This is a genomic window from Brucella pseudogrignonensis (assembly GCF_031454375.1).
GTDB classification, from domain to species: Bacteria; Pseudomonadota; Alphaproteobacteria; order Rhizobiales; family Rhizobiaceae; genus Brucella; species Brucella pseudogrignonensis_A.
The window spans coordinates 55,010-71,700 of record NZ_JAVDQT010000005.1; the positions used below are offsets into that span (position 1 = coordinate 55,010).

The window sequence follows — 16,691 nt, forward strand, 5'->3', positions numbered from 1 at the left end:
CGGTCACAAGAGATGCATCCCGAAAAGTGCGTAGTGTTTTCGGGATAGAGCATTACAAACAAAGACCGGCGGATTGAGAAATCCGCCGGTCTTTTTTGGTTTGAGAAAGGGGCATTGCTGCCCCTAGTATTATTCTATGGTTGCGAGTTCCGCGCCAAGCCCAACGCTTTGACCGGGCTGTGCACTCAGACTGATTTTCCCAGCTCTAGGCGCGGCTATGCGGGTCTCCATCTTCATGGCTTCCATGATGGCAACGACTTCGCCTTCTGCAACCGTTGCGCCATCTTCAACCAGCCATTGCTGGAATGTGCCGGGAATGGGTGCCGTGACAGCGCCTTCTGTAACCTGCTGCGTGGCAGAGGCTGTTTGCTGTGGTGCGCTGAGACCGGAGAAGAGAGCAGCGGGCAAGCCAAGCTCATGGCGCTTGCCGTCAATCTCGATAAAGCTGCGGATGACGCCAGTATCGACCGGATCAATCCTTTCCGATGGTTCAACACCGCAGAACTCGGTTTCAATCCAGTTGGTGAAAACCTTAAACCCGTCTTCGCCGGTAAAGGCCTCGTCTTCAACCACCGCTCGATGGAATGGCAGCACGGAGGCAACACCTTCGATTTTAAACTCGGCCAGTGCGCGTCGCGCACGGATAAGCGCTTCCTCGCGTGTAGCACCCGTCACAATAAGCTTTGCCATCAAAGAGTCGTAGAGGCCGGGAATTTCCGATCCGCTTTCAACACCGGTGTCCAGACGCACACCCGGACCCGACGGAGCGCGGAAACGCGTGATCAGGCCCGGTGTCGGCAGAAAGCCACGGCCCGGATCTTCGGCATTGATGCGGAATTCAAAGGCATGACCGCGTGGCGCTGGGGTTTCGGTGACTGATAATTCCTTGCCGTCCGCAATGCGCAGCTGCTCGATGACGATATCGATGCCGGTGGTTTCTTCGGTGATCGGATGTTCGACCTGAAGACGCGTGTTAACTTCGAGAAACGAAATCGTGCCGTTCTGGGACAGCAGAAACTCGACCGTGCCTGCTCCCGTATAGCCCGCTGCAGCACAGATTGCGCGCGCGGAGTCATGAATACGGGTGCGCTGCTCTTCCGTGATAAAGGGCGCAGGCGCTTCTTCGACAAGCTTCTGATTGCGACGTTGCAGTGAGCAATCACGCGTGCCAAGAACAACAGTGTTGCCGTGTGTATCGGCGATAACCTGTGCCTCAATATGGCGCGGCTTTTCAAGGAATTGCTCGGCGTAGCATTCGCCACGTCCGAATGCCTCGACGGCCTCACGAACGGCGGAATCGAACAATTCGCCGACTTCTTCCAGACGATGCGCCACCTTCATGCCGCGACCACCGCCGCCAAAGGCAGCTTTGATCGCCAAAGGCAGCCCAGCTTCACGTGCAAAGGCCACAGCTTCCGCAGCTGATGCCAGAGGGCCGTCGGAACCCTTAACGAGTGGCGCGCCGACTTTTTCGGCAATGCGCCGTGCTTCAACCTTGTCTCCCAGCGACGTGATGACTTCTGGCGATGGGCCGACCCAGATCAGACCGGCATCAATCACGGCTTTGGCAAATTCCGCACGTTCCGACAAAAAGCCATAGCCGGGATGAACGGCATCCGCGCCCGAACGCTTAGCGATGTCGAGTATCTTTGCAATATTGAGATAAGTATCAGCCGGACGACCTGCGCCGAGACCATAGGCCTCGTCGGCAAATTCGGCGTGCAGTGAATTCGCATCTGCGTCGGAATAGATCGCGACGGACGCAACGCCATAATCGCGTGCTGCGCGGATGATGCGGATGGCGATCTCGCCGCGATTGGCAATAAGCAGCTTCTTCATCGGGCTATAACTTCTTGCGGTTCGAAAGTGGAGATTGGGTTAAAGCGAATGCGGGCACCGATAGGTATCTGGCCTGCAAGATCGAGATGATGGTTTGCCACCACGCCTATAACTGGATAACCGCCGGTCAGCGGGTGGTCGGCCAGAAACAGAACGGGTTGACCGCTCGCAGGCACCTGAATGGCACCAAGGGCGGTGCCTTCGGATGGCAGCTCATCGTGAATGGCGCGTTCGATGGTGGTAGCACCTTTAAGGCGCATACCGACACGGCTTGATTGAGGTGTCACATCCCAGTCCTGCGATGTGAGGGTGGTAAGTCCTTGCTGGGTGAACCAGTCGGTACGCGGGCCCAGCACAATATCGAGTGTCACGACTTCGCCAGCACGCGGTAACGCGCGCGATGCGCGTACCTCGGATGAAACCGCCAATGCTGGCCGGTCGGCAGGTACAAGAATATCGCCAGCCGCAATTGGAGCAGGGCCAACTTTGGCTAGTGTGTCACGTGCGACTGATCCGAGCACGGGTTCAACTTCAAATCCACCGCGAAGCGCGAGATAGCTCAGCATTCCTTCCGGAGGGATGCCGAGCGACAATTCATCACCTGCATTGAGTGCAAATGGCTTTGCGAAGCCTGCGGTAACAGTTTTGCCTTCCGGCGTCCGAATGGTCAGCGGGCAAGGCGCGCCGGTCACGGCAACAGTCACAGGACGGTCGGCCTTGAACGCAAAGCCACCAAAGGAAATTTCGATAGCCGCCGCATTACCAGGATTGCCAACGCAGTGATTGGCTTCTCGCATAGCAGTACGATCAAGCGCGCCGGATTCCGACACTCCCTGACTGGCAAGGCCCGGGCGACCCATATCCTGATACAATGCCGGACGATCAGCGCGTGTTACCAGAAGGCCTTCTGCGGTCTGTGTCTTCACTGCTTCTGCGGCCGGCTTTGATACGGCGATTGTTCCACTCTTCGCCATGTCGCAGAACCGTACGCGGTCACCGGGCGCAAGCAGTGCTGCGCGTTCCCTTGTCGTGTCCCACATGGCAAGCGGTGTGGTGCCAAGCAATTGCCAGCCGCCGGGGCTGTCCGAGGGATAAATACCGCCGAATTTACCTGCCAGCGCCACCGATCCAGCCGGAATTTTCACGCGCGGGCTTTTGCGACGCGGCACATCGAAGCCGGGATCATCACAGGTCATATAGGCAAAGCCGGGGGCGAAGCCGGTAAAGGCGACCGTATAGGTTGCCTCCGTGTGGCGCTCAATGACCTCGTTGATCGTGCAGCCAAGCATGGCTGCAACGTCGCCCAGATCTTCTCCATCATAGGTGACGGGTATTTCAAACAGGTCGCCACTACGGGTGCTGCGGACCGAGAGATCCAGTGCTGCAATCTGGCTTATAAGTTTGGAGCGGTTTGTCAGCCAGCGATCAAAGCGGATCATAATCGTGCGCGCACCGGGAATGACTTCGCACAAGCCTTCAAGCTTTGCTGCCTGCAAAGCGTCGAGCAGCGTGAGCGTTATGGCAAGATCATCAAGCTCGACCAGAAAACTATCGCTGCCGGATGGCAGAAAGCGCAGGCGTTCACTCATGATTTGACATCAACGAAGGGCTTGAGTTCCACGCCGCGTGCTTCCAGGCGCTCACGCAATGCGGCGGCGATTGCAACAGCGGTCGGATTATCGCCATGCACGCAAATCGACTGCGCATCCAGCGCAATATCGGTTCCATCAATGGCGGTCACGCGCTGCTCATTGACCATGCGCAGCATCCGTTCAGCAATCACTTCAGGGTCGTGGATGACCGAACCTTCAAGGCGGCGATTAACGAGACTGCCATCGACATTATAGGCGCGGTCGGCAAAGGCTTCGCACACGACGGTTAGTCCGGCTTTGCGAGCCTGTTCAACGATTGGCGCACCAGCCAGTGCCATCAGCACGAGCGATGGGTCGATTGCTTTAATCCCGGTAATGACATCAGCTGCCTGCCGCGCATCATGGGCGATTGTGTTGTAAAGCGCGCCATGCGGCTTCACATAACGCACCTTTGTTCCGGCAGCCCGTGCCAGCCCCTGCAATGCGCCGATCTGGTAAATCGTATCGGCCACGAGTTCACTGCTCGAAGGATCCATGTTGCGGCGGCCAAAGCCGACGAGATCACGATAGCCGATATGCGCGCCAACAGACACGCCACGTCGGGCAGCTTCGCGTAGCACAGTGAGAATTCCGGCAGGGTCGCCCGCATGAAAGCCACAAGCAATATTGGCGCTGGTCACGATCGCCAGCATTGCTGTGTCGTCTCCCATAGGCCATGGGCCGAAGCCTTCTCCAAGATCGCTGTTGAGATCGATAGCTGCCATGTCGCGCCCCTGTTGAACATAAATGTATTACGGGTTATTGTTGAATAACCTATTATGGATTGTTCAACAATATGAAATCGTATATTTGCAGAAATATGATGTGAAATAGCTGATCCGACTTATGGTTAACACGGTTCTTAGAGTTTGGCCCGCAAAGCTGTCCTGAATTGACAGGGTTTTGAAGGATATTCATGACACGCGAAATCTTGCCGCCTGCAGATGACCGGACATTGGCGACCCAGACTGCTGCCAAAATTCGTGAGATGCTGATTACCGGCGAACTCTCGCCGGGGACAAAGCTTTCCGAACAGCAAATTTCAACGCAGTTTGGCATATCGCGCAACACGCTTCGCGAAGTTTTTCGTCTGCTGACCAGTCAGAGCCTTCTGACTTATATTCCCAATCGTGGCGTGTTTGTTGCCACACCTGATGAGGCCACGGTCGTTGATATTTATCGTGTGCGGCGCGTCATCCAGAAGGGTGCTGTTCAGGTTGCCATCCCCGGCCATCCTGCATTGATCCGGATGAGAGCACTGCTGGCACAAACGGCATCGGCACAGGAAACCGGCGACTGGCGACAAGTCGGAACAATCAATATGGAGTTTCACCGTGCAATGGTGGAGCTTTGCGATAGCCCACGACTAAGTACGTGCTTTGATCTGGTGCTGGCTGAATTGCGTCTTGTCTTCGTGCAACTGGAAGACACAGCGCATCTGCACGAGCCTTACATCGCACAGAACGCGGAACTGCTGGCTTCTCTTGAGGCAGGCGATATCGAAACGGCGACCCAGCAACTCGATTCTTATCTCCTGCGTTCTGAACGTTCAGTGCTGGCCGCGTTGCAGCGTAGAATTCGTTAAGATAAAAACTTTATTACGGAGCCACACAGCATTCGAAAGCGCTACTTTAAGTAAACTATTCCGTTGACGAGGGCAGTCAACTGCGCCTCGTTTACCTGCGTCAGGTCTGCATTGCAGGATATACACCGTCGTGGGAGTTTGTAGAGATAGTCTGGTTCGAACGGGTTGCGAGGCAAACCCCGCAAATAAGACGCCGAACTCAGCATGGCTCCATGATATCAGTCCATTCCGGATACATTGGTCAATCGTCTTCGTTGCAAAGGCTGGAGACGCGTACCTGACGTGTCAACAAATGCGCCACGAAGATTGATAATTTGCACGAATACCGTACCAATCTATGACTGCCTGGACTGACACACCAAGTCGCAAGCTTTGCGAAAGAATACGCGCCTTCAAATTAGCTGACCACGGGCGATGACTGTTACGCTCACTATGATCAACTGAGAGAGAATCCCTTTGGCGAGGGATTTAAATTTGCATTTTTTGACGGAAATGGTGTTTGACGCAGTCATCGGTGTGTATTCATGCCGTAATTAATGGCATTGCCAGCATATTACCAAATTTCAGTGATAGCCACACAGTATCTAATATTTATCTACTCCACCCGCTTGGATAAAACGCGGGAGGCGTACTTTGATATTGGATCAGAAGAGAGAAACCACACATTTGCCACGTCTAAAGCGTGCGCTCCTGGCTGGCGTATGTGTAACGACACTCAGTGTTGTTGCTCCTGATCCAATTCTGGCGCAAGACATGTATTCCGGTGTGGCGCCGGTTTCATTTCCTCTCTTATCTGAGCTTTTAAAGAAGGGGAGCATCGTTTCGCAGCAACCCAGTGGTGCCAATGGCGGCAATGGTTCAGATGCAAGTCTTGCTCCTTCACGCAAAAGTGCAACGGCGGGTGGCTCAGGTGAAAATGGACCGGGTTCATCGCAATCCATTGGAGCTTCGATCTCAACGTTTGGCGTTAATGCGATTGTTGGCGGCAGTACTGGCGGTTCAGGCGGTAATGGCGGAAGTGTTGGTCGAGCTCGTCCCGGCAATGGCGCGGATGCTGGTCACGGCGGTAGCGGCGGTTCAGTTGATATCGCGAGTGCTGGCGGCTTAACTGTCACCAATGGTACTGGCATTATCGCCTATTCCTCGGGTGGTGATGGTGGCAAAGGCGGTAATGCCAGCGCTTTGACCAGCTCGATTGTCTCCGGCTCCGGCGGCAGTGGTGGTAATGGCGGCTCGGTTACGGTGTATAATTCCGGCCGAATCCAGACGATAGGAGATAACGCAGTCGGCATTTTTGCACAGTCTTCGGGTGGAGCCGGCGGGAAGGCGGGCGACGCCGATGGCGATGCTGCGAGAGCAACTGCTGGCAGAGGCGGGCATGGTGGCAATGGCGGAACGGTCACAGTCACAAATCAACACTTGATCTCCACAAATGGTGCGCATTCTGACGCAATCCATGGCCTTTCGCTTGGTGGGAATGGTGCAGATGCCGCACAAGCGAAATCGACATTCAGAAGCGCTACGAATGGCCTGGCTGGTAACGGTGGCAATGCCGGTGGAGTGACGATTGTCAATCACAACACACTAGCCACTCAGGGAGCGCAGTCAAACGGGCTTGTTGGAAGATCAGTTGGTGGTCAGGGTGGCAATGGAAATAATGTAACGCCGGGTGGGTCCGTCAGCACCAATGCATCTTCCGGTGGAAGTGGTGGTTCATCTGGCACTGTTAATCTGACAAATAATGCAATTGTGGCGGTCAACAGTGGTCACGCGGTTTATGCTGAATCAACCGGTGGTGCTGGTGGAACAGGTGGTTCTTCAATCGCAGCATTGAGCACAGTTAAATCGGGCAATGGCGGTAATGGTGGCAGTGCTGGCGCGGTCAGTGTCACCAATCAGGGGAATGTTCAGACAACGGTTTCGTCATCAAGCGCTATTGTCGCCCTTTCCAATGGAGGGGCTAGTGGCAATAGTGGCCTTGCGGGCAGCTCGCTGCAAGCAGAAGCGGGTAATGGTGGAAATGGTGGTGGCGCCGGACAGGTTATCATCGATAACCGTGCCACAGTTACCACCAGCGGCACATCTTCAGATGGCATTGTCGCGGCATCCAACGGTGGCAAAGGTGGCCATGCTGGCGCAGCAGTTTCTCTCGCGGGAGCGCCAGCTTCAGGGGCTGGCGGTGCCGCAGGCAGCGGTTCAACTGTTTCGGTTACAAACAACGGTAATATCACGACAAACGGTGGAAATTCCGCAGCGGTTGTCGCCAGTTCATCAGGAGGCACGGGTGGCAATGCCGGGTTTTCGGTTGGGATTGCGACCGCGACCAGCGGTCGTGGTGGCAATGGTGGTAATGCCGAACAGGTAAAAGTCGAGAACAAAGCGGTCATCACTACAAAAGGCGCTTCGTCGGCAGGCATTATTGCTGCTTCGATAGGTGGTGCAGGTGGCAATTCTGGATGGTCAGTTGCCGGAGGGGATGCTGTCTCGGGCTCCGGTGGCAGTGGCGGTGTGTCTGGAAAAATTGACATTGATAACAAAGCGACGGTCACCACCGACGGGGATCAATCGATTGCAGTTGTTGCCCTTTCGACGGGCGGCAATGGTGGTAATGCTGGCTTCTCTGCAGGCGTGGGTGTCGCAACCAGTGCTTCAGGTGGAAACGGTGGTAATGCCGGTGCCGTCAGTATTGCGAACTCCGGAGAAGTTTTAACGAAAGGTAATTCTTCTTCTGCGCTTGTCGCAGCATCTGGTGGCGGCAATGGCGGCAATGCTGGCTGGGCAGCTGCCGTTGGAAAAAGCACTTCCGGCAAAGGCGGAAAAGGTGGCGATGGCAGCACAGTCTCGATCGCCAATAGTGGATCGGTATCGACAGTGGGTATGTCGTCCAGTGCAGTGGTTGCCACCTCAAATGGTGGGAATGGAGGCAATGGCGGCCTGGCCATTGGCACTTATGCAAATTCTAACGGTGCTGGTTCGGGAGGCAAGTCCGGGAATGTGAGTGTCGTAAACGATGGCCATATCTCGACATCGCAATCTTCCTCTCTCGGTATTGTCGCACAGTCAAATGGCGGTATGGGTGGCGATGGTGGATTGAATATCAGTATCGCATCGAACGGCGGAGATGGTGGTTCAGGCGGTGCTGCGGGTGCGGTTTCTGTGACCAATAGTGGTTCAATTGAAACAGGTATCGCAGCACGCGGTTCAAATATGACTGTGACAGATGCTTCTGCAATCGTTGCTCGATCTGCGGGTGGTGATGGGGGAAATAGTGGCAGCAATATCACTGGTCTCCCGATAATCTCTGGTTCATCAGGGGGGACGGGTGGTAATGGCGGTGCGGGCGGCACTGTTACGGTCAGCCTCACTTCCGGGGCAGATAGTAGTACGATCACCACTTGGGGCGATAATTCCGCTGGCGTTATCGCGCAATCTGCTGGTGGCAATGGTGGTAAAGGTGAATTGACGGTTAGTCTCGCAGCCGGACCCGGCGCGGTGGCTGGTGCGGCGGGTACAATCGGCGGCAAGGGTGGTGGCGCTGGGGATGTCATCGTTAATGCCGCAGGTTCGATCATCACGAATGGCAATAGTTCTGTCGGCATTTTCGCCAATTCAGCCGGGGGTGATGGTGGCGAAGGCGGACTGACCATAACGGCTGCTGCAAGTACAATCGCTTCAGCTGCGATTGCAGTTTCCCGTGAAGGAGGCGCTGGTGGCAATGGCGACCTCGTTTCCGTAAATAACTCGGCCACAGTCACTACTACGGGCATTCAGTCGAGTGCTATTGCCGCCATATCGGACGGTGGCAAAGGTGGCCAAGGCGGTTCGTCTGGCGATTTGGCCGTTCCGATGGCAGCAGCAGTATCGGCTTCGATCGGCGGGAATGGTGGTGCTGGCGGCAACGCGGGAGCCAGCAGTGTTGTAAATCTGGGTGCAGTTTCGACAAGTGGTGCTGGTTCAGCGGGTGTTATCGCTCAATCAAATGGTGGTGAAGGCGGCGCTGGTGGTAAAGCGCTGGCACTTACGCTTGGCACGGGCGGGTCCCTTTCCGGGTCAGTGGGCGGTAAAGGCGGTGTTGGCGGTCAGGCCGGTAAGGTAACTGTTGCAAACAGTGGCGTGATCACAACAGCTGGTGGTGGATCATCCGCAATCGCAGCGCAGTCAATTGGTGGCGACGGTGGCGCCGGTGAAGGAAATGGAACCGGTGCCTTCACCTCTGCGGGCGCGCTCACTGTTGCTGGAGGCAATGATGGTGGCATGGGCGGTCATGCAGGATCCGTTCTCATCAACAATACTGGAAATCTGACTACAGCCGGTAGCGCAGCTGCGGGCATCAGTGCGGTTTCGCAAGGTGGTGAAGGTGGAAACGGAGGCAATGCGGTTAGCATTGCTACGGCATCGGTTGCGGCGGCTTCAGGCGTATGGAGTGGAAAAGGTGGCAATGGTGGAGCGGCGTCGGATGTCGCGGTCATCAATGCCGGCACTATCATTACAGCCGGAGTAAACTCTTCGGCCATTGATGCGCAGTCGTTGGGCGGTGCTGGTGGTGATGCTGGTCTTGCAGGAGCCGCTGGCCTGGCAGTCTTTACATCTATGCCGACCGGTGCGTTGTCTGTCGGTTTTGGACAGGGCGGCGCAGAAGGTGGGTCTGCCGGGAATGTTAGCATTCAATCGCAATCTGAAGATAACCGTCCATTGGATAACATTGCTTCTATCGCAACGTTTGGCGATGGTTCGGCGGGTATCCTTGCTCAGTCTTCTGGCGGGACAGGTGGTGCTGGTGGCTTGGCCGGAGCATTGTCCGGTTCTCTTGGCCCAACGACATTTGATGCTGCTATTGCTATTGGCGGCAATGGCGGAACAGGTGGCAATTCCGGTCATGTTGTTGTCTCCAGTTTTGATAACATCGTGACGAAAGGTAACGACGCCAGCGCGATCAAAGCTCGCGCTTCAGGCGGTAGTGGTGGTCAAGGTGGCGCGGCTGGCACACTGGCGCTGGAAGCCAGTACAGGTTCTAAGTCTTACGGCGGGTTTGCAACAATCAGCGGCTCAGGCGGCGAGGGCGGTGTATCGGGTGATGTTGAGGCTGCTTTTAACGGCCAGATTGCGACCTATGGTGATCAATCACACGGTATAGATGTTGCCACTATCGGCGGTAAAGGTGGCGATGCTAGCAACGTTGTGGGTGCAGGTGTCAGTTTCACGCCAGATGGGTTGAATATTGCTGCGGGCGTTGGCGGTGCGGGCGGTGCCGGTGGCAATGCCGGGAATGCAACCATTGATTTCGAAGGTATAATTGTAACTGAAGGCAATGCATCCTCCGGAGTTGTCGCGAAGAGCTCCGGGGGCAACGGCGGTGCAGGTGCCGTGAGCGTTTCTACTGCGTTGGGCCAGCTTGGGTCTACAAATATCGCTGCCACATGGGGCCGTAAAGCAGGTGATGCTGGACTGGGCGGTGACGTTGAAATTCAAAGCGCCGGTATCATCATCACAGAAGGCGATGGCTCTGACGCAATCTACGCGTTGTCTTCCGGTGGTACAGGCGGAGCGGCACAGCATGCGATTGCTGCGACAGCCGGTGCACAGAGTTCAAGTGCCAATAGTAACATTAGCATTGCAGTTGCAGGCAACGGTGGCAGCGGCGCATCCGCCGGAACAGTGAGCGTCGGGAATACGGCCGATGTTTATACGACAGGCTCAGATGCACGTGCCATTGTTGCGTTGTCAGCTGGTGGCGATGGCAGTAATGGGGGTGCTTCTGTTTCAGGTGCAGCAAATCTCGCAGGGATAAACACCGGACAGTCAAGAGTGGGCCTTGTAACTGTTGCGGGCACTGGTGGTGCGGGTGGCGCAGGTTCAGGCATAAACATGCGCAATGATGGCAGTATTCAGACGGAGGGTGCTAACTCTTCCGGGCTAGTGGCCCTTTCTTCGGGTGGTTCTGGTGGTCAGGGAGGAGAAGCTGGCCTCGCTCATCTGCTCTTTAAAGCAGAACTACCAGAGGTTGAAAGCGGCAGTGGTTCGGAGGAAGAAGAATTTCCATCAGCGAATACGTATCAGCTTCTTATTGGAGCTGCGGGTGGAAATGGTGGTGTTTCCGGGACAATAACTGTCGCTAATAATGGTAAAGTGCAGACTGCTGGTGCGGGCAGCAGTGGTATTGATGCGCAATCCATCGGTGGAAATGGTGGCACAGGCGGAAGCACGAATGTTTTGTTTACCGCAGCAGATGTGCCTGTTGATGAAATCAGCCAGTTTGCTGACAAGGACTCAAATGACTGGATTATTGGTGCAGCGGGAACTGGCGGCGCAGGCGGCACGAGTGGTTCTGTTAACGTCACAAACACTGGCATTATCATCACAGAGGGCGACGCATCGGCGGGTATTGTGGTGCGCTCTGTCGGCGGCGCGGGTGGTAACAGTGGAAATGGCGGTCTTGCTGGCGGAAGTCTCGGCATTGGGGGCGGTGCGTTTACAGAAATTGTTCGTTCCATTGGCGACGCAAATAACGAACAGTCGAATATCCTCGATCCGCTTTTTAATTGGGCAGAAGATGTTAGTGCTGGTGGTCATGCTGGCAATGTAAGCATTGTAAACGGTGGTTTGAATGATAAGACCATTGGTGCAATCTTCACAGAAGGCAGTAATTCCGGTGCACTTATTGCACAAACAAGCGGCGGCAACGGTGGCGACGGCGGAAATGGCGTCGGTAAGATAGCGTTTGGTGGTGATGGTGGGCGTGCAGGCAATGCCGGTGCAGTGGATCTCGAAAATCACGCTTATCTGATTACAGCCGGCGATAATTCTGCTGCCATTGCCGCGCGCTCCCTTGGTGGCGCTGGTGGAAATGGTGGCAATGCAAGTTCCGGTGATGATGAGGGGGCGTATCTGACTTTTGGTGGCCGCGGTGGTGCAGGGGGTTCGGCAAATCAGATTAACATATTAAATCAAGGCATTATCGCAATCAGCGGACAGGGATCGCAGGGCATTCTCGCACAATCTATTGGCGGAAATGGCGGCAATTCCGGTTCTGGCGACAGCACATATGCTGGTATTGGCGGCGGGCTGCTTGATACGACAATTGCGCAGAATTTTTATTGGCTTGGCACCAGCGGTGAAGGCGGCCATAGCGCCGATGTCCGTATTAACAACGGCTATTCCGGCGACATAATTGCAGGCGCAATTTTCACCTATGGTGATCAGTCCGATGCAATTTGGGCAGAGTCACTTGGCGGACAGGGTGGCGCGGGTGGCTCTGCAAGCGGGTATCTGGCGCTTGCTGGCGACGGTGGTAAAGCGGGTGACGCAGGTTTGGTCGATGTTAACAACCATGCATTTCTGATCACAAAGGGCAATGAATCCTCTGGTATTGTTGCAAGATCAATGGGTGGCGCGGGTGGAACAGGCGGTGACACTGGTAGTCACAATACGCGTAAGAGTATCTTCGGCGTCGGTGGACGTGCTGGCGCAGGTGGGTCGTCTGCCGCTGTTATCGTCAACAACGCTGGTGTGATTGAAACCTTTGGAGATAATGCGAGCGGGATCATTGCCCAATCTCAGGGTGGAAACGGCGGAAATGGCGGTGATAGCAACACACAACTGATTGCAGCGGGTGGCAATGTGCTCAACGCGCTGATCAGTGGCAAAGCAGACTGGTACGGGAAATCTGCGCTGGGTGGTGCTTCCGAAGCGGTTTTCGTCAGAAATGGTGAAGCAAACAATGCCGACGCAGGTCTGATTTTATCTCATGGTGATAATTCGGCTCTGATCATAGCACAGTCTGTCGGTGGAGACGGCGGGAACGGAGGCAACGCTTCCGGTCTCATGCAGTTCGATATTCCATTAAATGACTATAAGGCTGCGATTGGCCTTTCACTTGCTGGCGATGGTGGTGATGCTGGCAGTGGCTCGACTGTCAGAGTTGAGAATTTTGCAGTTTTGGCGAGTGAAGGCCGGAATTCAACAGCAATTGCTGCGCAGTCTCTTGGCGGGCAGGGCGGCGATGGCGGTAACGCCGGCGCCATGGTTGACGACGCAATGATAAGTCTGACAGCCGCTGCTGGTGGCCTGAGTGGCTCTGGTGGCAATGCCGATCTGGTGGCAGTTCTTAACCGCGGTTCCATTTATACACTGGGCGATGGATCAGTTGGAATAAAGGCGCTTTCAGCTGGTGGTGACGCTGGCATTGCTGGCGATGCTGCAGCGTCGCTGGCGCTTGCAGGTGGCGCACTTAGCGGCATAGGCGGCATTGGCAATGGTGCTGGCGGCAATGGTGGTGACGTTAGCGTTGTAAACGGCTCTAACGACGTTCCAAACCAGGGATTAATCTATACGGCTGGTCATAATGCAACTGCAATCATCGCCACATCACGCGGCGGAAATGGCAGTGCAGGTGGCAATACCGCAGGGATACTCACGCTTGGAGGTGCTGGCGGGAATGGCGGTAGCGCTGGAGGCGTCAGTGTTGAAAATTATGCCACTTTGATCACGCAAGGTGATCGTGCATCAGGTATTCTGGCACAGTCGCATGGTGGGCAGGGTGGCTTCGCTACAATGAGCGATGTTGATAGTTTGCCAGTCGCAGCCGATGGTGTTGCCGGGAGTGCGGGAGCGGTTACGGTTGCCAATAGCGGTACGGTGGTGACACGTGGTACAGCTTCGCAGGCGATTGCGGCGCTGTCACAAGGGGCGGCTGCGGGAGAGGCTTCTGTCTCGAACGCAGGCACCGTAATCACCACTGGCGATCAGTCATCCGGTGTTTCAGCTCAATCGCTGGGAAGTAGCTCTGCTGCGAATGTTAGTCTTACCAATAAGGCCGATATTGTAACAGAAGGGACAGCGTCAAATGCTCTGGTTGCGCGTTCTGTCGCAGATCAGTTCGCATTAGATACATCTGACTTTTTCCTTTTTGCCGGCAGTGGATTTGCCGGAAATGTGCTTGTTGATCATGTCGGTGATCTGATTGCTACCGGTGCCGACTCTTCTGCAATTTATGCACAGAGCTCTGGCATAGTGAATGGCAATATTGATGTCGTGGTGCAGGCAGACAGCATCGTGGTTGGCGGCAGTGCGGGTGGTGCAGGTGTTTCGCTCATTGATGGTGCGCAGAATAGTCTTGTAAATGCCGGAACAATCACTGCGATCGGCGAGAAGGTTGGCTATGTTCCCGGTGCTGATGGACAGTTAATCGCTGTTGGCTGGGTTGATGGTCAGGCCATTCAGGGCACGACGGGCAATACACATATATCCAATACCGGGCTTATTGTTGGATCTGTTGACCTTGGCAGCGGTAGCGGCAGCCTCACAAATGAAGAAAATGGTTGGCTCGTCGCTGGTGATAGTATCGGCCTTGGTGGTCACGAAGGATCGTTGCTTGCCAATGAGGGTAACTTAACTCTTGGAGGCATTAGTACGGCTCAGACGACAAAGGTGATAGGAAATTTCAACCAGACGGAGAGTGGCAATTATCTGGTTGATGTTGATTTTGCGGGAGAAAGTGCTTCTGGCAACCAGCGCGCATCAGGAGGGGTTGCGACTTCCGGCAAAGCGGATCGTCTGGACGTGAGCGGTTGGGCAAATCTGGCCGGGCGTTTACCAGTGAGCATTTCTAACGCTGGTTATGCACAAAGCGGGAGCAATGATTATGTGATTGTGCATGCTGAAGGCGGGATTAACGATGATGGTATGGTTCTCGTTGCACCCAGCACTGCGGTGGCCACCTTCACGCTGGCTTATAGCGCATATGAAGCAAACCTTACTGCCAACATTGACTACGCAGCAAGCGGCCTGACCGAAAACGGTATTGCCGTTGGTAATACCATTAATTCAATCCAGCTCGATCAGACGTCGCCTGCATTCCGTCCACTGGCTGAAGCCATTTTTGCGCAGCCAGATATTGCCTCTCTCCAGAGAACATATGATCTGATCGATGGTGAGGGTACGGCGGGTGCTCAGCAGGCTTACTTCTCCGAAACCAATGCATTTATTGGCACAATTGCGCAACAGACCAGTCTTTGGAGCAATCCATATCGCCAGATGGATGCGAATGCGAAACCCGATCGCGATTGCGTGGTAAAAGATCAAACCTGTGCGTCAAGCAGATGGCGCGGCTGGTTTTCGGGCTTCGGAAGCAGCACAAGTGTCGACGGTGATCCAACGGTTGTTGGCTCGGGTGATCTGCGAAGCCACAGCAAAGGCATGGCGGCTGGCTTTGATTATCAGCTCAGCCAGCAGGCACTGCTTGGTTTTGCAATCGGTGTTGGCGACACAGACTTCAAAGTCACTGACCGCCTGACAAGCGGCGACATGCAGACAGGACGAAGCGCGATTTATGGCGCATATAAGCGGGATAATTTCTACATTGACGGTTTGCTTGGGTTGGATTGGTTCAATGTCAGTACCGAACGTTTCGCAGCTATAGGAGCCACTGCATCCAATGCGGGGGTGCATGACTGGCTACAAAATGATTTTTCTGGCTATGGCTTTAACATGCGCCTTGAAGGCGGCTACCGTACAGAGCTTGGAGGCGTTCAGTTGACCCCCTTTGCGGCGTTGCAATTGTCGTCGTTTCACATGAATGGCTCAACAGAACGTGCGGATGTGACAGATGGAAGTCTCGCACTTTATTATAAAAACCGGACGATCAATTCTGTTCCTCTCACGCTTGGAGCTCAGTTCGATACGCGTGTAGAACTGAGTGAAAATGCGCATTTCACGCCTTACATGCGTGCATCCTGGGTTCATGAATTCGCAAACAAACGCTCGGTTGAAGCAGGTTTCACGGCGGCTCCTGGCTATGAGTTCGTCGTGCATGGTGCGCAAGCGCCGCGCGATTCGGCACAACTCGAGGCAGGCTTCAATGTGCAGATCGAGACGGGATTGTCTCTCTACGGCAAAGTGACCGGCAACCTTTCCAGATCGTCAAACGATATATCTGGCTCGGGTGGTTTCCGGTTACGATGGTAAAAGGGCAGTATGTGAATATGCAAATACGAATGAAAACCCTTTGTTTGATAGTTATGGCCCTGTCGGCGACACCCATTGTTTTGGCCAGAGCGCAGAATGAACAGTCAGCTGCGGCATCAAATTCGCAGCAGACCCTTGAACTTAAGACGAGCGGCTGGCAGAGCCAATGTGTTGCCAGAGATCGTCAGGCTCCGTTAGAATGTGTCATTGAAGCGAGTGCCGTGCTTAGCAACAATGGACAGCGTTTGACAGATTTTTCTATTCGTATTCCTGATGCAAAAGCGCAACCGGTTATGTTGGTGCGTGTTCCTCTGGAAGTAGCATTAACTGCGGGTCTCAATCTGAAGGTGGACGCGGGTAAAACGTTCAGCTATCCGTTACAGACCTGCAATAATGATGGCTGTTTTGTTGGTGATGCCATCGATAAAGACCTGCTTGAGGCGATGATTAAGGGCGCAAATGTTGAGGTGTCCTTCAAGGATACAGCGCAAAATGATATTCGGCTGACGTTACCGCTTAAAGGCTTCGGCGATGCTTACAAAGGGGTCAGGTAACAAACAATGTTGATACTCATTACAAGTGATATCGTGTGAGCGTATATGATGGTGACCAATAGCCTGCTGTTAATCAGAACGGTTGTAACTTCATTCGACTGATTAGTGATTTTCTCACTG

The 16,691-nt window shown here is 54.6% G+C and carries 6 protein-coding genes; 3 read left to right on the forward strand and 3 right to left on the reverse strand.

Going from position 1 to position 16,691, the window contains the following annotated elements:
* Window positions 1-129: 129 nt before the first annotated feature.
* The 3 genes from J2782_RS15055 to J2782_RS15065 are packed head-to-tail and all read right to left on the reverse strand — an operon-like array spanning window position 130 to window position 4,195.
* On the reverse strand, window positions 130-1,839 hold the full coding sequence (locus J2782_RS15055) for an acetyl/propionyl/methylcrotonyl-CoA carboxylase subunit alpha (protein WP_310014008.1): 1,710 nt from the start codon (window positions 1,837-1,839) through the stop codon (window positions 130-132).
* Entirely contained in the window at window positions 1,836-3,428 is a 1,593-nt protein-coding gene (locus tag J2782_RS15060; protein WP_310014010.1) for a 5-oxoprolinase subunit B/C family protein, read from the reverse strand. The genes J2782_RS15055 and J2782_RS15060 overlap by 4 nt, the downstream gene beginning before the upstream one ends.
* Entirely contained in the window at window positions 3,425-4,195 is a 771-nt protein-coding gene (locus J2782_RS15065) for a LamB/YcsF family protein (protein ID WP_310014012.1), read from the reverse strand. Before J2782_RS15065 ends, J2782_RS15060 begins: the two co-directional genes overlap by 4 nt.
* Window positions 4,196-4,386: 191 nt before the next feature.
* Between J2782_RS15065 and J2782_RS15070 the strand changes: the two genes are divergently transcribed.
* From J2782_RS15070 to J2782_RS15080, 3 genes are all read left to right on the forward strand, one after another.
* A complete protein-coding gene (locus J2782_RS15070; RefSeq protein WP_310014014.1) occupies window positions 4,387-5,055 on the forward strand; it encodes a GntR family transcriptional regulator in 669 nt (222 codons plus the stop codon).
* A 639-nt stretch (window positions 5,056-5,694) separates the two neighbouring features.
* On the forward strand, window positions 5,695-16,017 hold the full coding sequence (locus tag J2782_RS15075; protein ID WP_310014016.1) for a hypothetical protein: 10,323 nt from the start codon (window positions 5,695-5,697) through the stop codon (window positions 16,015-16,017).
* Complete coding sequence (locus J2782_RS15080) at window positions 16,011-16,571, forward strand: invasion associated locus B family protein (RefSeq protein ID WP_310014019.1); 561 nt, start codon at window positions 16,011-16,013, stop codon at window positions 16,569-16,571. Before J2782_RS15075 ends, J2782_RS15080 begins: the two co-directional genes overlap by 7 nt.
* The last annotated feature ends 120 nt before the right edge of the window (window positions 16,572-16,691 follow it).

Coding starts and splice junctions, on each gene's coding strand:
- J2782_RS15055 (WP_310014008.1), bottom strand. CDS start 1,839: ATGAAGAAGCTGCTTATTGCCAATCGCGGCGAGATCGCCATCCGCATC.
- J2782_RS15060 (WP_310014010.1), bottom strand. CDS start 3,428: ATGAGTGAACGCCTGCGCTTTCTGCCATCCGGCAGCGATAGTTTTCTG.
- J2782_RS15065 (WP_310014012.1), bottom strand. CDS start 4,195: ATGGCAGCTATCGATCTCAACAGCGATCTTGGAGAAGGCTTCGGCCCA.
- J2782_RS15070 (WP_310014014.1), top strand. CDS start 4,387: ATGACACGCGAAATCTTGCCGCCTGCAGATGACCGGACATTGGCGACC.
- J2782_RS15080 (WP_310014019.1), top strand. CDS start 16,011: ATGGTAAAAGGGCAGTATGTGAATATGCAAATACGAATGAAAACCCTT.